We start from the raw sequence: 16,566 nt of genomic DNA, 5'->3' as shown, positions 1-16,566 counted from the left end.
TTTAAAAAGTGACAGCCACACGCCAGTTAAATGTCAGGTGGTCCGGGCCGAGCCAGTCCGGGTAACGCAGCGGTGTGCCGACAGAGACCTGGCTTGCGAACCAGCGCCCGGCGCTGCCCAGTCCTGCCGCGGCGCCCCAGAGCGTGCCGGCGGCATACCGGTCAAGCCGGTCTTTCTCCAGCCAGCCGCCATCCAGCGCCGCGGTGGCGCTTATCTGCCCGAGCACCGGCAGCGTGAACAGGGTGTAATTCACTTCGTTGCGCCAGTAACCGCCGTTGTCGCCGGAGATGTACTGCTCTTTGAAACCACGCACCGAGCTTTCACCGCCAAGCGTCAGGCGCTCGCTGCCGTAAAGCCGGTCCGGCGACCACTGCCCGTACAGGCTGGTCAGCCACAGCAGGTCGCTGGTGAGCGGGCGCTGAAAACTGGCGCTGAGGCTCCCCTTGCGGAACTGCGCGCGCGGCACATCGCCGGTTTTACCTTCATCAGTTTCGGCGTTAAACCACGGCATGCCGTGGCTGTAGGTCGGGTTGAAGGTCGCCACGCCGCCCAGCAGTTTCTGCGTGTGGCTGATGCCAAGCTGCAGGCTGGAAAGATTGCGCGTGCTGCTCACCAGCGGGGCGTCGTTAAGCCAGTTGCGCGATGCGCGCTGCGTGATGCCGGCGCTGAGTGCGGTTTTGATGTCGCCGTTGCGAAAAATAACGCGGGATAGGTTCAGGCGGTGGGTTTTCGTATCGCCGGTGGAAACCCACGGAAACCCCTGATTGAGGATAGTGGTACGGTAATTGCTCCAGGCGTAGCTGTAATCCAGCAGGCTGTAGCCGTAGGAAATACTGACCCCGGCCTGAAAACTCTGCGCGTCGTACCCGGTGGCGAAATCGCTGCTGCGTCCGCCGCTGACAAACCATTTATCCGCCAGCCCCAGTAAATTGTTGCCGGTCAGTGAACCGTTCAGCTGATTTTCACCGGTGCTTTTCTGCCCGCTGTTATCCAGCGACACGGAGGCACTTAACGGAAATTCCGGTGTGGCGGTTAAATTCACGGTGGAATAACCGGGTTCGCTGTCCGGCACTATTTCAATCTGTACCGGCTGACTGCGCAGGCGGTTAATCTGCTCCATGCCCTGCTCTATATCCCGCAGGTTGAGAACTTTCCCCTCCAGCCCCGGAAATACCATTTTCAGTATGCGCGGCGATTCACCTTCCAGGCGGATATGACGTAATTTTCCCTCCAGCACCACAATGCGTAATTCGCCGTGGGATAAATCCTGCTCGGTAAGAAACGCGCGGCTGGTAATATAGCCCCGGCTGATATACCAGTCGGAAATGGCGGCGGTGAGTCCGGTTATTTTCGCCATATTCAGGCACTGGTTCTGCCAGGGCGCGAGCAGCTTCTGCTGCGCTTTTGCGTTAATAAGGGTGACGCCGGAAAGGGTGATGGTGTGAATATCAAAACAGGGGCCGCCGGCCTGCGTGTCAGACGGGGTGCGGCCTGCGCGCGGCAGCGGTGTGGCACGTTCCAGCTCATCGCGCTGCTGCTGGTTCTGGCGCAGCAGTTGTTCCTGCTGCTGACGGACAGCATCACGATCCGCCGGTGATAATGGCGCAGCCTGCAATGCCGCCGTGACAAAAAATAACAACACCACTAAATAGCGCACGTTAGCCCATCCCTGACCAGAATAAATGACACCCTCACCAGTAAATTTTGGTTAGGTTAGTTTTAATCATCATTTTTAAGTATTTTCTTATGGGCTTAATGAAAAAACAATATTCAGGAGGTAAATAGACAATTCCTATCTAAATTTAGGTTTAGCGTCGGATATATTCCGGATTCATTATTTAGAGTAACCTAACTGATTGGAGAAACATAAACTGAGCAGGATTTACAGCAATCCAACTGTTCACATCGCTATTTAAAACTATTTTCCATGACCTTTCGTTATACATAAACCGAAAAATGTAAAACTCACGAAAAGTTCATGAGCGATGATTTAATAAGTTCAAAGGTAAAAATTAAACACACGGTATGGGAACGCATTCTTTCATGGCTCATAAGCCATGAAAGAATAAAATGATTAACTGCTGTGAGAAAATAGCAGGGATTAAACTCAAAATATATTATGTATCGTTACATTATTCTCAACAGGATTTTATGAAATTGAGCATTGACCACAATAAATAAGATCCCCTGCTTATCTCCAGTTAAAAAACTCGCCTTAACAGGATTGCCACAAGCCAGCATGATTTTCTCAAGCGGTGCCTGATGCGCTTCACTTGCCCTCCGTCAACACCGCTAATTCCTCATCTCCGGAATGGTGACTGATTAACACGCCGGGGAAGCGTTCGCGTCGGCACATAAGAAGGTTTAAGTGTTCAACGACATCGGTTTGTCGCCGCCTGGTGGTAAGCCAAACAGCTTACGCACCGCGTTAAGAAAGGCACCGTAAGGGCGCCCCAACAAGAGCATCATCAACGCTGCACCTAAAGTCCCTTTTATCAGCCCGCTTCCCGAGGCGCCACTGACCGCAATGATCACGGCATAGATAGGTACCTGAAAACTCACAAGCGCAGCACTGTCCCACAGCAATTTTGAAAAGCGGCTCGAGCCGGCACGCTTCATTAACCAGTCCCGCCACACGCCATATGGCCTTGCCACCGGAACCATTAGGGCGGCGCCGAGAAGCCGGGCATGAAACACTTGTTCCCACGTCATGCCCGCGAGAATGCGTTCATTAATGATGCCTGTGATGGTGAAAAAAACGATTAACGCGGTGGTATCTGCAATAAACGCAGTTCGACGTTTCGTCTGATCCGGGCGCTGAGGCAAATTTTATTTCCTGTCGTGGTGTGGTGTTAAAACACGTATTCATTAAAAACAGATGACTCGTAATAGTAGTACAAAGGCGGTGGTAAGCCGCTCAGGTTGCTATTGATTAGATACCGGCAAAACTCGGTCCGCGAACTGCGTTTGCTAATTTCTTATCGTTTTGCAACCGCAGAGACCTGAACGTCATCGCTACGATGCCTCGCGCCACGATGAAACACTTCTCCAGGCTTCTGATACCAGAGCTCAGGCGCAGACAGGAACCGCCCGTTCAGCTGTGGCTGTATGCAGGGCGCCAGGCGGCGACTGGCAATCCTCGTTACGCTCGTTTTTACAGGCTTCATTGAAACCTAAATCATGAGGTCCTGGGAGCACGTAAAAAAGAAGAGATATATACGATGCAACCCAATACCGCCCTGACACTGGCAAGGAAAAGCTATTGGCAACATCATTAAATATGATGCTGCCAGATAGTTTTCATGAAAACACAATCAGCAAAATGATTCCCCAGAATTACAACTCACGTTTTTCCAGGCTGGAATAAATCGTTTTTATTTCACCTTTTAAACTTTCGCCACGGTAGACCATCGATGTATCGTATCGTTGATATTTCTCATCTCGTGTGGCACTAAACCAGTTGAACGACCCTATGCACAGTAGCCCTTCGTCACCAATTACAATTTTACTGTGAACACGATTAACTAGCTTCGTCACGATCCCCATCTCGTTTAGTTTTTCCACTGCATCATTAAGGCGCTGCTGTTTCTCTTTGCGCTTTTCATAATCGGCATGCTCAGTATTGAAACTTTTATCTGTCACCACGGTGATATCGATGCCCCGAGCACGTGCCTGAGCCATTGACGCCAGAAAGCCCGTTTGTTCCAGCTTTTGCCATGTCAGCCAGGGGGAAACGATAGTCATACTCTTACCGATAACATTAAAAGTCTGGTTCAGAAACGCATCATGTTGTTCAACCCCGTGCAAGGTAGAAATCTGCGTTTGCGCTGTGCTTAAATCCTTGCGTTCCTTGTATTCAAACTGCAAAGCATTGCCAGCTGAAGCAAACAGGTATTTTGCCAGCAACCCCCTCGGCGAGGAGCCAGGCTGGATCTCAAACAGGTCCATATCACCAAAGACAAGAAAGCTATCTTTAGCACGCGAAACGGCGACGTTCAGCATGCTGCTGTCACTATCGATAAAACCGCCATCTTCATGCTTCGAATAGACCGGAGAGAAAAGGACAATCGTCCTTTCCGCCCCCTGCAATGAATGAACAGTACCCACTGTCAGGGAATTTTCATCGCCATTACAATTTATATCCAGTTTGCGTAATGACGATTTAATCGTACTGACTTGTGCCGAAAATGGAGTAACAACGCCGACTAACTCATGTAAAGGCTTATCGTAATGGCATTCAATGTCTTCTTTGTGAGCCGCAAGCCACGCTGCTATTGTCTCAGCTTCAAAGGTGTTATAGCGGCTTCCACCGCTGGCCTGCATACCTTTACCATCAATATGCAAATAACCCATTGCAGGAAAAATCGTCCCTTTTTCTTCCCCTCGTTTGGGCTGCAACTTGCCGTGATAACAGAGCGTATTACAGTAACCAATGATGTTATCGAAGCAGCGACGGTGTTCGTACAGATACATCCCCCGCGCAAGGTCCGGGTCATATTGGTAGCGCGAGTTAAACTGTGCGACCTTCATGACACTGCCAGATGCAGCACTCTTTCCTGAGTCACACACTCGCGCATAAGCATCCATGAGTTCTTCTTGAGTACCGCCGGGGAGAAGTTTCTCCTCCACCATATTGCCGATATCAATGCTGGGTAAACTGTTCCAGATAGGCGCAATCTGCTCCGTATCACCAATCACTAGCGCTTTCTTCGCTAATGCGAAGGAGGCTGCAGCCACTTCGGGGAGTACCTGCCCCGCTTCATCTACGATCAACAGATCGGCAAGATTATAAAAATAGCTTTTATCATATGGCTTGCCCTTTCCTGCAAATTCCTTGGTTTTCATATGATGAGGCAGCATGTAGCAGGTCATCACGACACAAGGTGTGAGTTTCATTCTGCGCTGCCAGCGAGCTTTAACGCTTTTCGCTCCGTTACGGCCTTTTTCCTTTTGGAGACCATCAATGGCGGCCATATCCATCAGCCACCGACCTTCCCAGTAATGCGTCGCCAGCAGAAACGCCGGGAAACGGATCTGTGTATCGGCAAGCTCATCGGCTTCGCTCAGACAAAGCTCCGCCTCGCCTTGATACCCCAGCGAATGAATAATCTCGCGCCAACATAAGGCTGCTTCGTTTTCTCGTCGGAAAACATCCTCAGCAAGATCGATTTGTTGCTGGAACTCTGCCTGCTCTTTAAGCGCTTGTGTAATCAGGCCATTGATGAATGCATCAATTCCATCAGGCAGAGATCCCTGGAATGCTGTCACTCTTTCACCAAATGTAGCTTCCAAAAACAGCTTCATTTGATAGTGACGCTTAGTACGAACGGCGGGAAGCCAGGAGAAGAGAGCGAATATGATCGACTCACCGGCTCGATATTGCTGCCACTGTTTTTTGCCCTGTGTTAATAGCGAGATTTCATTTGTTGTCTTGAGCAGTAACGTACTCTTGTCCTGAATATACTGTTCAAGATCATCGCTAATGGCGCGCCTCTCCTGACGGATTGTGTTCAACCTGTCCCACGCGGGCTGGATTTGCTCAAGTTTTTCAGAGAGTTTAACTAAACGCTTATGCAAGAGATCCACAACGTACTCAGGGGAACGACACTCCTCGGACGGAAAAGCCACTCTTGCCTTTTCAAGGAAGAAGACCTGTGCATCTTCTACATATTCAAGAGATTCAACACGGTTAAAAAAATCTTCCGTCTGGTATTTTTTTGCTGCCTCGGCCTTCCGGCCAGAGGATGGGAAGTAAGCGCCAAAGCTTGTCACTTCTGGCAGCCAGCGCCCAGCCATGGGGCCGGTACCGGTAGAAAAATCTTTACCGAAGGCCTCTATGATATTGGTTACGGCCTGATTGTTGGTTGAGGTAGCAATCACTACCGGCGGCTCGGTTTTATTAAGCGCCGCCTTCGCCCATTCAGTAGCAATGATTGAGAGAACCAACGTGGTTTTCCCGGTTCCCGGAGGACCATTAACGGCAAGAATATCACCCGGTTGTTGAGTGAGATAATGGCTCAGGGCATCGCGCTGCGCGACAGCCAGCGGAAACTTATCGCCGGAGTACCCCAGACGCTCACTGAACATGGCATTGCTGGCCAGGAGCGGCTCAACAGGAGACTTCTCTTTCGAAGCAAAGCGAGCCAGTAATGGAACCTCTTTTTTGCACGACAGCAAATCATCGTACATAGGCAGAATATGGATGCTGGCCCCACCGGGCTGGTTGGCTTTAATAATGTAGCCATATCCAGCTTGTTCATATTGCTCAGGCGACGCGAGCCATTTGCCAGCAACATGTTTTAAAAGTTCATCTGTATCTTTTAGATACTTCTGCCACAACTGCTGATAACGAGCATGTCGTTCCGCTCGTTGTTCGTCTGTTTCCTCACGCAGCTCATCCTCATTACCGGGACCAAAAGTGATTGAATGATGGGTAGTTTTATACTTGTCATACTGCTCCATCTCACCAATTGAAAAAGTGCCTTTGGGAAGCGGCTCTAGCAGGTCACGGGGAATGGTGGCAGGAGATGTGGGGAACAAAAAGCCTTCGCGATTCAACAGTGCGGAAATAACCAGGGGTGTAATAAAACCAGGTGCTCCCGCCGCTCGTTCTTTGCCATGCTTTATCAGGCGGATCCATACCTGTGGCCGTAACAGCACCTCTACGGTCTTAACCTGTTCATCCTCATCATCGAAGAACGATTGAACAAGCTCCTCATTTAACCTTTCAGTCGTGACATCCATCCATCGTGTGAATACATCTTCATCTTTACGCTCAAATGCCCCTTTTCCAGACTCGGCATCAGCTAAGGTGTTACGCCAGTATGAAGTGAATCCATGAGTATTGCTGTCCATTTCCCATCCCGTGACTTAAATAATGCCGTTGATTTCGTTCATATAAATTTTGCTCATGGTTAAACATTGTCCACGATGCAAGTGCGAGCGCAAGAGTTTGTTTAGCTCGAAGAGAAAATTGGATTTCAAAAATAACTTTTTGATTAATAAGTATTTAGGCATATACAAGAGTCACACACCAAACATCAATAATTTAATGTAAATTGAATCAGGTTGTGTGAAAAAGCGAGGAAAGCCTTGCGGATACTGGATTTCAGGCACAAAAAAAGACGTCCATTGACGTCTGTTGATGTTCCGATGGTGCCGAAGGCCGGACTCGAACCGGCACGTATTTCTACGGTTGATTTTGAATCAACTGCGTCTACCGATTTCGCCACTTCGGCACTGAAGGGGATGCGGAAACGTGTTGGATTATACCTGCCGCGGGCGGCTATGCAAGTCACGATGTTGTCATACGCCGCTAAGTGCTGAAAAAATCAACGTTCTACAAGCTGTCACCTCTTTCTTTATAAATTCTTTCCTCTTTAACTCCTTATTAACCTCTTACTCCCTTACCCGCGTCACCCCTTCGATCCAGTACGCTCCCCTTCCGGCTACCATCTTTGAACATTCCATATCAGCCCCTGCCCTTCCAGGGTCACAATCCGCTAGCACTCCAGGCTTCTCCCTTCTCCCTTCTCCCTTCTCCCTTCTCCCTTCTCCCTTCTCCCTTCTATAGTCAGTCTCGCAAATAACCTGACTAACGAAATATACGTTCGTGCCGCTCTCCCGATATTTGTAAAAACAGAGCCTGCTAATAATCCGTAAAATAGCGAAGCGACCATTCTTCATATATAATATTTTCTCAATCACTTTATCCCATCCAATAATGTTTTATCTGTCATATCGGTTAAAAGACCTATGACAATTAGCCTGTTTCTTTTTTTGCATTTCATTGAATACTTTGATGATTACCAGTCTCAATGGCGAACGCTATTACGTGGAGATAACGTATGCATGTACTCATGATTGACAAGCAGTCAATATTTATTGAAGGAATGGCATCAGTACTGTCGCAATATATTCCGGAGGTAAAAGTTCGTGGACTGAATAATCAAAACGACATTGATGATACGCTTAATGAATTTCCAGCATCATTAATTCTTCTCGATGGTGATGGTAATAAAACCTCGAGCCTCGAATTGCTGGATATTTTAGCCTGTCGTCATCCGAATATCCCCGTAGTGATGCTGATGAATAAATGTCAGCCGACGTTATTACGGTTATTTTTAAATCATCACGCGATTGCGTTTGTCCGGCGCGATTCCCCCCCGGAAACCATCGCTCAGACACTGCGTAGCGCATCGCTGGGGATGTTCTGTCTGCCGCAGGAGAGCATTACGTTGCTGGACAATGGGCACAGCGCCCTTGCCCGCCTGAGCGAACGCCAGCGTGAGATCCTGAAGCTGCTGGCCGCCGGGGAGTCAAATAAACAAATTAGCCGCCATTTAAATATCAGCGCGGGCACGGTGAAAGCGCATCTGGAATCGATTTTTCGCCGTCTGAATGTAAATAACCGTACTCAGGCCGCGATGATGTATTCGGAAGAGTAGTCCTGATTATCTTTATTTGATTCGCGTTAACTTATTTTCTTTTTCCTGAGCATAAAAGGAGCATTATGCGTGGGCATAATGCTCCTGTCGTTTAACTTAATTTCTTGGATAACTTGTTTGTACGCGCCACTGTCCACCGTTATTCACTAAGCGGATAAACGCCTGGCGATCGTTGGCGATATTATAAAAAGCGCCATTGCCATACGCCCTGCCCACGTTCACAGTGCCATTCCCACCCAGCGCAATGGTGAAATTAACCGCTGCGGTATTGTTGGTCGCGCCAGCACAGAACGCCTGAATAGTATTACCGATAGAATTCCACGCCGCATCCGCATCCGTCCATGTCGAGGCGGTATTCGTTTGCGGGCAGCTCGGTTGGTTAGCGACAGTGCGCTGCTGCAGCCATGCATCGGCTTTACCGACATGACAAACTGTCATATGCCCACCGGCGTTATCCTGATTCTGCGCCCACTGCGCGGCCGTCAGGCCAGCACCAGGCAGGTTACAGGCCGGGCCAACATTTACAGCCATGGCCCCGGTTGAGAATAAAAACAGCGATACCGCAGCCAAAGAAATAATGCTGCGCGTTTTAACCTTACGTGAAAAAACAGAGTTTACAGACATAATCATCTCCTGCGAGTGGAATAAAGAAAGTGCGAATTCGCAGAATTAAATTACCGCCCGAGTGAATTTCAGAATATTTGACAAGTGACCAGTGCAGGAATGATAAATGGCCTGGGCCATTTCACGGAGCAGTAAAATAAATTTACCACTCCGCGTTAATTATTGTGCGGGTGTTTTCTTATGTGGTGTGCGTGGGGTTGGCGTTTTTTTAGCCTCAGTAGTTTTTTTAGCGACAGGCGTCTTTTTCACCGCCACCGTTTTTTTACGTGTCGGTGTTTTGCCGGGTTTATCCTCTTTGTGCATGGTGTGCCAAAAATAATAAATTGAGATTATCCCAATACCAATATCTTTTAATATCCAGAAAGGTAACTCATGCGCCATTAATGTCACGTTAAACAGCAGGTAGGGTAAATTCAAACAACCCTGCCCGGTAAAACCAAATGCCGTGATTAAAAGCCCAAGGCGATACCACAGCGGAATATCAAGCATGCGGCTGCTGAGCGCGCTCACAAAAATGATCACCGCAATCGCCACATCCACCAGCGTGATGGCCCAAAAAAGGAGTTTAAGCGTCATGATGGTTCCTCTGGTTTGCGGCGCGGCACACGGCGACGCGGTGCGGCTTTCACGCCGCGAGCCGCGCGTTTTAACTCTCCGGCCACCTGCAAAATGTCATGTCCTTCGCGGCGGTTAAAGAAATTGGCCAGCCAAGCAATCATGCCGACGCTTATCGCGCCAACAAAATAGCCAATGCCCATGGCGATATCGCTGTCTTTAAAGTTCATTCCCAGCCAGCGGGCAATAAACCCGCCGAGCGTGAAAGTGGTGCTCACGCTAATCGCGCCAATGATGATCCCGGCGGCCAGGCGCCCGTGTTGATGCAGTTTTTTCGGCTGCCAGAAAAACGACACGCTCAGCCCGCCGAACAATCCGGCGAGCGCGGCCAGCCCCTGGCTTAGCAATTGCAGCCCATCTGCGGCCATCATATTTCCCTCCTGAACAGGCGGCCTCAACGAATGGGATGAGGCCGCAATAGCGACTACTGGCAAGGAGGAAGCGTGACGGTCGTGGCGTCGTTATCTGTAGTGAGATAACGCGTCGCGCTGTCCGGGCTGTAAATCAGGTGCTTGTTACTGCGCAGACCGCGTACGCTATCAATATCCGCGCTATACCATTTACCTTTGCCCGGCAACGGTTTACCGCTCCACGGGTCGCCGCCCAACTGCTTCTTGTTCAGCGCCCACACGCTCCATAGCGAGTCCTCCGCCTTGCCGCTCCAGCCCAGTTTGATGGCCTGATCGCGCGTGACGTAATCGGCTGGCAGCACGTCATCGCGGTTCAGGGTTTTGAGCAGAGCCGTCAGTTTCTTGTCGTCCTGAACGGTTTTCTTATTCAGTTTTGCTAACTCTTGATTAGCCGCCTGCACCACCGCGCTGCATTGCGGCAACTCGGCCCAGGCGGGCTGAGTTAACAGCAGACCGACAAAGGTGACTATCGGGAGATATCGTTTCATCAGTTTGCTCCATGAGTCAGTTAATCGGTGCCAGAAACAGCGCACGTTCGGCATCACGTCGGCGCGTCAGTCCCGCCAGAATCTTGCCGCCGGCCTTGTTCCAGCGCGGCAGTTGATCCGCCGCCTCCTGATACTGGCCCTGGTTGAGCAGGCGCAGCAGCGTTGAGTTCTGCAGGTTGCCAAGTCCGACGTTAAAGGCGAAAGCGACCAGCGCGTCGAACTGGTTCTGGTTAAGATCCACCGTCACATACTTGTGGATGCCGCGTTCGGTCATCCCGAGATCGGCGCGCAGCAGATCTTCCGCCTCCACTTTGCTCAGCGCCTGGGGGAAGTTTTCATTGGGCAAAATCAAATGCCCGTAGCCGATGGTCCATTTGCCTACCGCGTCGCGGTACTTCTCAAGGCTTAGCCCTTCGAAAGATTTAATCAGCGTCAGCCCGGCAGCGCCGGTGCTCAGGGGTTGATTAGCCATTGTCATCACTCCTGTCGTTTACTTGAGGAAGAACTTGTCGGGTGTACTCTTCGATAAGCCGCAACACGCTCTCCGGCGGCTCCAGTACGGTGAACTGCATTTCGATATCCACATGCCCGCTGTCGCGCCCGTTGCTTCCATGGCTCGGCGGCGACATGCTGACGTGAAAACGGCTGACCGCGTCGTCAGGCGTGCCGGACATTGCGCTTTGCTGTTCCACCGCGTCGGTGCGCACGGTGAGAAACACTTTCATCTTCTCCAGCATCAGCCCACGCGGTGTGGAGAGCGCCACCAGCGGCAATTTGAAGTGGTGTCGATCATCCAGCTCCATTTCGACGATTTTCGGCACCAGCCGCCCGTCGTCGCTGTGTTCAAAAAAGGGATCCAGCGCCTGCATGTACTGATGCGCGATCAGCTGGTTTGCCGCCGAGGCCGCATGCTGCATGCCGCGCGTGATATCGGCCAGCGTCACGCCTGAAGTAGAGGGTGGCGTGCCGTCGCCCGGTGGCGGTGGCGGATCCTGCGGTGGATCGGCGGGCGGTAATCCGGCGACATCTTCGGGTGGCGGATCGGCAGGTGGCAGCCCGGCACTCTCCTCCGGCGGTGGCGGCGGCGCAGGTGAGTCCGCCTTCGGTTCCGCGCCACGGTTGCCGCGAAGCCAGTCTTTCATTGACATAATGCGCTCCGTGAGAAATGAGGCTGCCAGGCAGCCTCAGGGGGAAGATAGTGAGAATTACGCCGGCGCTTTTTCCGCTGTGGCAGGCGTTTCGGGGTAGGCATCAAGCTGTTTCGATTCCAGCTTTTTCGCCTCTGACGGCAGGACAGCCGGGCGTGTTGCGGCATCCGTCAGGAAATCAATCACGCGCATCAGAGCTTCCGGCGGTGGCTGACGTTTAACCTGGGTATGGATGCTGTACTTCGCGCGGGTATCGCTGGAGCGGGTTTGCTGGGCTTTGTGCGAGACGCGACCGGTGATTTTCACGCTGAACGGCCCCCAGCCAACAGAGGCTTCCAGCGAGGCTTCCGCTTCAGTCTGGCTGCTGCTGGCTTCGCTCTGGGAGACTTCCAGCTCGAAGTCGATGGTGCCCTCTTCGATACTGATGTTAGGGTGGGAAATGGCCGCCAGCAGCGGGATGCGCATGGTCTTTTTCACCACGCCCTGGATAACGCCCTTGTCATCCACCACGGTTTCGTCGTAATCAAACTGCACCGACTCCGCCTTACCATCCTTGATACACACCGAGAGCAGGAAGTCGGCGTACGCTTTACTCGCCTGCACCTGCGCTTTGATCATTGCCTGCAGTGGGCCGCCAATCATGTGCTCCAGCGGCAGTGCATTAATGACCGATCCAATAAATTGTGAATCCATAATGCATACTCCTGTGGGTTATACGAAAACATCGCGTTGCGAATTCGCAAACCCACAGTAATAGAGCGAAGAGGCTGAAAATATTGGCTGGATGGCGGTAAAAAACGGGGAAAATGGCCTAAGACACGTGCCCGGTTAAACAGGTTTTAAAAACAGCGCGCGTTCGGCTTCACGCCGTCTTGTCAGCCCTGCCAGCACTTTGCCGCCGGCTTTATTCCAGCGCAGAAACTGATCTGCCGCCTGCGCGTACTCCCCCTGGTTGAGCAGTTTAAGCAGCGTCGAGCTCTGCAAATTGCCAGCGCCAAGGTTAAAGGTGAACGCTACCAGCGCATCAAACTGGTTCTGATTAAGCGCAACTGTCACCGCTTTGTGTACCCCGCGCTCGGTCATCACCAGATCGGTGCGCAGGAGCGCTTCGGCCTCAGCTTCGGTAATCGGGTGGGAGAAGTTTTCATTCGGTAAGATCAAATGTCCGTAGCCAATGGTCCACTTACCCACGGCATCTTTGTATTTTTCCAGCCTAAGCCCTTCAAAAGATTTAATTAGCGCCAGGCCGCCAGCGCCTGTACTTTGCGGTTGATTCGCCATGGTGGTTGCTCCGGGTTTGTGGGTGGGTATAGCACCTTTTGAGGATGGTTCGGACACATCGTGTTGCAAAGTCACCGCGCCAAAATAGCCGTATGGAAAATCCGAAAATAGCGGCCTGCGGCGTGCTATACACCGCCATACATTAACGAAACGGGCGGTATGCACATGCACAGGCTGCCGCAGAGCGGGCAGATGCCCTACACTTCATGCGTCTCCCTCTAAATCAAAGGAATCCGTGATGAGCATCATTAAAAGTTATGCCGCACCGCAGGCTGGTGCCGCACTGGAGCTGCAGGAGTATGACGCTGGCCCGCTGGCGGCGGAAGATGTGGAAGTGCAGGTGGATTACTGCGGGATCTGCCATTCGGATCTCTCGATGATCGATAACGAATGGGGTTTCTCCCAGTATCCGCTGGTCGCCGGGCATGAAGTGATTGGTCGCGTGGTGGATCTTGGCAGTGCGGCACAAAACAAAGGGCTGAAAATCGGCCAACGCGTGGGTATCGGCTGGACGGCGCGCAGCTGTGGTCACTGCGATGCCTGTATTGATGGCAATCAGATCAACTGCCAGCAAGGCGCGGTGCCAACCATTCTTAATCGCGGTGGCTTTGCCGATAAACTGCGCGCCGACTGGCAATGGGTGATCCCGCTGCCGGACAGTATTGATATCGAAACCGCCGGCCCGCTGTTATGCGGCGGCATTACCGTGTTTAAACCGTTGCTGATGCACAACATCACCGCCACCAGCCGCGTTGGCGTGATCGGTATCGGCGGGCTGGGCCATATCGCTATTAAACTGCTGCACGCGATGGGCTGCGAAGTGACGGCGTTTAGCTCGAACCCGGCAAAAGAGGCAGAAGTGCGCATTATGGGTGCCGATTACGTGGTGAACAGCCGCGATGCGGATGCGCTGAAAGCCCTGGCGGGTCAGTACGATCTGATCATCAACACGGTAAATGTTGATCTGAACTGGCAGCCCTACTTTGAGGCGCTGACTCACGGCGGGCATTTCCACACCGTTGGCGCAGTGCTGAAGCCGCTCGAAGTCCCGGCCTTTACGCTGATCGCAGGCGATCGCAGCGTTTCCGGCTCCGCAACCGGCACACCGTATGAACTGCGTAAGCTGATGAAATTCGCCGGACGCGCGAAAGTGGCACCGACCACCGAAATGTTCCCGATGTCGCAGATTAACGAAGCGCTGCAGCATGTGCGCGACGGCAAAGCCCGTTACCGCGTGGTGTTAAAAGCGGATTTCTGATGTGAAAAAGCCCGGCACTATGGCCGGGCTTTTTTTATTTCGCAATAGCAGCAAACACTTCCGCAATTGCGACAGCCCCCGGATCGGTTACTCCGTCGAGATTTTCACTGTTCACATACGATGAACGCCCGGCACCTGCCTTTTGCATTGTCGCCGTGCTGTCTGCACCAGCTTTAGCCGCAGCTACCGCGGCATCCAGCCCGCTATCGCGCAGCGCTTCAAGCGCCGGTTGCAGTGCGTCGATCAGTGTGCGATCGCCGAGATCCGCACCGCCGTAATGTTTCATCTGCTTCAGCCCCAGCAACAGCGCTTCCGGCAACGGCGTACCGTTATGTACGGCCTGGCCTGCGGCGGTGAAGAAAATCGACATCAGCACACCGCTGGAGCCGCCCATCACCGTCGCCAGCCGCTCGCCAACCAGTTGTAGCAGTTGCGCGGTGTTGTTCAACGGCAGGGCATTCTGCTCCAGCAGACGTTTGATTTCCCGCGCCCCTTCGGCAAACGTTGAGCCGGTATCGCCGTCGCCCACTTTCGCATCCAGCGCGTTAAGCCGATTTTCAAGGTCAATCAATGTATTAACCGCCGTGTTGACCAACGCTTTCACCTGCGGATTGTCGGAAGGTTCAATCTCCAGCCCGTCATACACCGCGCTGTGCGGCTGGGTTTTCATCGGCGCGAATGGCACCGGTTTCTGCCAGCCTACGGTCTGCACATCGGCGCAAATCGCCTGCTCGAAAGTGTCATTCAGGCGCAAGACGGATAGCGAAAACCCTTTCATATCCAGCGAACTAACAATTGATGCGGGACCAATCAGATAGGCAATTTGCTCTTTTAAGGCTGAATGCGCCAGTTCTTTGGTCAGCAGCGCCATTTCCAGCGCTGAGACGCCGCCGAGATTGTTAATCAGCACCGCCACCCGATCGTCACCTACCGCCGCTTTTAGCGGTTTAACCAGCGTATCGATAAGCTCCTTGCTGTTGTGCGTATCAACGGTGGTCGCGCCAGGTTCGCCGTGGATCCCCAGCCCCAGCTCGACTTTCCCGTGCTGAATGCGCCCCTCTTCGCTATCGCCGCCCGGCAGGTTGCAGGTCTCCATCGCCAGCCCGAGGCTGAAAACGTTGTCGCAGGCCTGCTGAGCGATATCGCGCACTTCGCTCAGCGACTTACCATGTTCCGCAGCATAACCCGCAATCTTATGCACCAGTGCTGTACCGGCGATGCCGCGCGGCTGCTTGTTGTCCGGCAGGGCGATGTCATCTGCAACGATCACCATTTCCACCTTCAGCCCGTAGCGCTTGGCTTTCTCTGCCGCGAGGCCGAAGTTCAGCCGGTCGCCGGTGTAGTTCTTCACGATCAGCAGACAGCCGCGATCGCCGGTGACTGCCACAATCGCGTTCAGCACCGCATCCACGCTTGGCGAGGCGAAGACATCACCGCAAACGGCGGCGGTGAGCATGCCTTTGCCAACGAACCCGGCGTGTGCCGGTTCATGCCCGGAACCGCCCCCGGAAATCACCGCTACGCGGCTTTTATCCCAGTCGGCGCGGGCCACAATGCGAATAGCGGGATCGATATCGAGTCGAACGAGGTTGCCGTGTGGTGCAGAAATTACCAAACCTTCAATGGCATCATTGACCAGCTGTTTGCGGTCATTGAAAAAGAATCTGGACATAATATTCCAAAAAGTTGTGAATCGTTCCTCAAGCATAGCCCGCGCGGTGCGGGACGGGGTAAAGAACAGATTTTACTGAATGGATTTACGGCGCTTTGCGGCCAAAGTCCGTCGCGTAACCGCGCAGGTTGCGCAGCGTGTCGAGACGGTTGCCCAGCACAATAGCCCCGCTAATCGCCAGCACCAGCAACGCAGCGTGCAAATACATGGCGGTATGCGAATCCACGAGGAAGAACCCGGCGATGGCCGGAAGTGAAAAAACGACCCACAGGCTGCTCAACGTGTTGTCCGCTACGCGAAAACGGGCGAGTACCCGGTCTGCCTGTGACTCTTGCGGCGAACCGCGTCGCACGGTACCAACCAACTGCGCCAGAGCATCCGCTCGCTGGATCAACCAGCGTACCAGGCTCAGCGCAATAACGGCCACCAGCAGTTCGAGTACCAGCACCGCGCTATCACTGAGCATGGAAAGCGCCCACTGCGCGCTCAGCATCGCTACGGTAACTAGCGCACTCAACAAACAAGAGACGATCATGGCAGAGAGATGCGTTGCTGCGCGTATCAACATACGGTGCTCCTTGCAGAAAAAAGAAGAGAGGCCTCAGCCTCTCTTTTCAGGTATC

At 52.6% G+C, this 16,566-nt stretch carries 15 protein-coding genes and 1 tRNA gene; 2 read left to right on the top strand and 14 right to left on the bottom strand.

The window, feature by feature from the left end; translation table 11 throughout:
* Window position 1: 1 nt before the first annotated feature.
* The 4 genes from M8Q36_RS08795 to M8Q36_RS08780 form a co-directional block, all read right to left on the bottom strand.
* Window positions 2-1,657: a ShlB/FhaC/HecB family hemolysin secretion/activation protein gene (locus M8Q36_RS08795; protein ID WP_249880623.1), complete on the bottom strand. Its 1,656-nt coding sequence runs from the start codon at window positions 1,655-1,657 to the stop codon at window positions 2-4.
* Window positions 1,658-2,364: 707 nt separating this feature from the next.
* Window positions 2,365-2,826 carry an L-alanine exporter AlaE gene (gene alaE, locus M8Q36_RS08790; protein WP_249880622.1) on the bottom strand — a complete coding sequence of 154 codons (462 nt, stop codon included), beginning with the start codon at window positions 2,824-2,826 and terminating at the stop codon, window positions 2,365-2,367.
* Between the two features lie 510 nt (window positions 2,827-3,336).
* Window positions 3,337-6,855, bottom strand: a complete 3,519-nt coding sequence (locus tag M8Q36_RS08785) for an AAA domain-containing protein (RefSeq protein WP_249880621.1) — start codon at window positions 6,853-6,855, stop codon at window positions 3,337-3,339.
* A 298-nt stretch (window positions 6,856-7,153) separates the two neighbouring features.
* Window positions 7,154-7,238 (bottom strand) — tRNA-Leu (locus M8Q36_RS08780).
* Window positions 7,239-7,847: 609 nt separating this feature from the next.
* On the opposite strand from M8Q36_RS08780, the gene M8Q36_RS08775 reads away from it, so the two are divergent.
* Window positions 7,848-8,447: a helix-turn-helix transcriptional regulator gene (locus M8Q36_RS08775; protein WP_175273830.1), complete on the top strand. Its 600-nt coding sequence runs from the start codon at window positions 7,848-7,850 to the stop codon at window positions 8,445-8,447.
* Window positions 8,448-8,543: 96 nt separating this feature from the next.
* Here M8Q36_RS08775 and M8Q36_RS08770 read toward each other — a convergent pair whose 3' ends face one another.
* The 8 genes from M8Q36_RS08770 to M8Q36_RS08735 form a co-directional block, all read right to left on the bottom strand.
* Window positions 8,544-9,071 carry an RNase A-like domain-containing protein gene (locus M8Q36_RS08770; protein WP_249880620.1) on the bottom strand — a complete coding sequence of 176 codons (528 nt, stop codon included), beginning with the start codon at window positions 9,069-9,071 and terminating at the stop codon, window positions 8,544-8,546.
* A 159-nt stretch (window positions 9,072-9,230) separates the two neighbouring features.
* The gene (locus M8Q36_RS08765; RefSeq protein ID WP_249880619.1) at window positions 9,231-9,647 is read right to left on the bottom strand and encodes a hypothetical protein; all 417 of its coding nucleotides are present in this window, start codon (window positions 9,645-9,647) and stop codon (window positions 9,231-9,233) included.
* Window positions 9,644-10,054 (bottom strand): hypothetical protein, encoded by a 411-nt coding sequence (locus M8Q36_RS08760; protein ID WP_249882741.1) that lies wholly within the window; start codon window positions 10,052-10,054, stop codon window positions 9,644-9,646. The genes M8Q36_RS08765 and M8Q36_RS08760 overlap by 4 nt, the downstream gene beginning before the upstream one ends.
* A gap of 56 nt (window positions 10,055-10,110) precedes the next feature.
* Window positions 10,111-10,584: a ribonuclease domain-containing protein gene (locus M8Q36_RS08755; protein ID WP_249880618.1), complete on the bottom strand. Its 474-nt coding sequence runs from the start codon at window positions 10,582-10,584 to the stop codon at window positions 10,111-10,113.
* A gap of 16 nt (window positions 10,585-10,600) precedes the next feature.
* On the bottom strand, window positions 10,601-11,056 hold the full coding sequence (locus M8Q36_RS08750; protein WP_020456325.1) for a lysozyme: 456 nt from the start codon (window positions 11,054-11,056) through the stop codon (window positions 10,601-10,603).
* Entirely contained in the window at window positions 11,049-11,732 is a 684-nt protein-coding gene (locus M8Q36_RS08745) for a DUF2589 domain-containing protein (protein WP_249880617.1), read from the bottom strand. Before M8Q36_RS08745 ends, M8Q36_RS08750 begins: the two co-directional genes overlap by 8 nt.
* Before the next feature lie 57 nt (window positions 11,733-11,789).
* A complete protein-coding gene (locus M8Q36_RS08740; protein ID WP_017459065.1) occupies window positions 11,790-12,425 on the bottom strand; it encodes a DUF2589 domain-containing protein in 636 nt (211 codons plus the stop codon).
* Window positions 12,426-12,560: 135 nt separating this feature from the next.
* Window positions 12,561-13,013, bottom strand: a complete 453-nt coding sequence (locus tag M8Q36_RS08735; RefSeq protein WP_249880616.1) for a lysozyme — start codon at window positions 13,011-13,013, stop codon at window positions 12,561-12,563.
* A gap of 238 nt (window positions 13,014-13,251) precedes the next feature.
* Between M8Q36_RS08735 and ahr the strand changes: the two genes are divergently transcribed.
* Window positions 13,252-14,271, top strand: a complete 1,020-nt coding sequence (gene ahr, locus M8Q36_RS08730; protein WP_017459067.1) for an NADPH-dependent aldehyde reductase Ahr — start codon at window positions 13,252-13,254, stop codon at window positions 14,269-14,271.
* A gap of 34 nt (window positions 14,272-14,305) precedes the next feature.
* Here the strand turns inward: ahr and M8Q36_RS08725 are convergent, their stop codons facing one another.
* Together M8Q36_RS08725 and M8Q36_RS08720 are read right to left on the bottom strand one after the other, a co-directional pair.
* Window positions 14,306-15,943, bottom strand: coding sequence for a dihydroxyacetone kinase subunit DhaK (locus tag M8Q36_RS08725; RefSeq protein WP_249880615.1), 1,638 nt, complete (start codon window positions 15,941-15,943; stop codon window positions 14,306-14,308).
* An 85-nt stretch (window positions 15,944-16,028) separates the two neighbouring features.
* The gene (locus M8Q36_RS08720; RefSeq protein WP_249880614.1) at window positions 16,029-16,511 is read right to left on the bottom strand and encodes a hypothetical protein; all 483 of its coding nucleotides are present in this window, start codon (window positions 16,509-16,511) and stop codon (window positions 16,029-16,031) included.
* Between the last annotated feature and the right edge of the window lie 55 nt (window positions 16,512-16,566).

Origin of the sequence: Kosakonia sp. R1.Fl (assembly GCF_023516815.1) — a bacterium.
Classification (GTDB): Bacteria; Pseudomonadota; Gammaproteobacteria; order Enterobacterales; family Enterobacteriaceae; genus Kosakonia.
The sequence above is the reverse complement of the archived record's forward strand: the minus strand, read 5'-3'. Positions and strand labels throughout refer to the sequence as shown.

Excerpts from the sequence above, each read along its gene's own strand:
- M8Q36_RS08785 (WP_249880621.1), bottom strand. The coding sequence starts at position 6,855 with ATGGACAGCAATACTCATGGATTCACTTCATACTGGCGTAACACCTTA.
- M8Q36_RS08775 (WP_175273830.1), top strand. The coding sequence starts at position 7,848 with ATGCATGTACTCATGATTGACAAGCAGTCAATATTTATTGAAGGAATG.
- M8Q36_RS08770 (WP_249880620.1), bottom strand. The coding sequence starts at position 9,071 with ATGTCTGTAAACTCTGTTTTTTCACGTAAGGTTAAAACGCGCAGCATT.
- M8Q36_RS08765 (WP_249880619.1), bottom strand. The coding sequence starts at position 9,647 with ATGACGCTTAAACTCCTTTTTTGGGCCATCACGCTGGTGGATGTGGCG.
- M8Q36_RS08760 (WP_249882741.1), bottom strand. The coding sequence starts at position 10,054 with ATGGCCGCAGATGGGCTGCAATTGCTAAGCCAGGGGCTGGCCGCGCTC.
- M8Q36_RS08755 (WP_249880618.1), bottom strand. The coding sequence starts at position 10,584 with ATGAAACGATATCTCCCGATAGTCACCTTTGTCGGTCTGCTGTTAACT.
- M8Q36_RS08750 (WP_020456325.1), bottom strand. The coding sequence starts at position 11,056 with ATGGCTAATCAACCCCTGAGCACCGGCGCTGCCGGGCTGACGCTGATT.
- M8Q36_RS08745 (WP_249880617.1), bottom strand. The coding sequence starts at position 11,732 with ATGTCAATGAAAGACTGGCTTCGCGGCAACCGTGGCGCGGAACCGAAG.
- M8Q36_RS08740 (WP_017459065.1), bottom strand. The coding sequence starts at position 12,425 with ATGGATTCACAATTTATTGGATCGGTCATTAATGCACTGCCGCTGGAG.
- M8Q36_RS08735 (WP_249880616.1), bottom strand. The coding sequence starts at position 13,013 with ATGGCGAATCAACCGCAAAGTACAGGCGCTGGCGGCCTGGCGCTAATT.
- ahr (WP_017459067.1), top strand. The coding sequence starts at position 13,252 with ATGAGCATCATTAAAAGTTATGCCGCACCGCAGGCTGGTGCCGCACTG.
- M8Q36_RS08725 (WP_249880615.1), bottom strand. The coding sequence starts at position 15,943 with ATGTCCAGATTCTTTTTCAATGACCGCAAACAGCTGGTCAATGATGCC.
- M8Q36_RS08720 (WP_249880614.1), bottom strand. The coding sequence starts at position 16,511 with ATGTTGATACGCGCAGCAACGCATCTCTCTGCCATGATCGTCTCTTGT.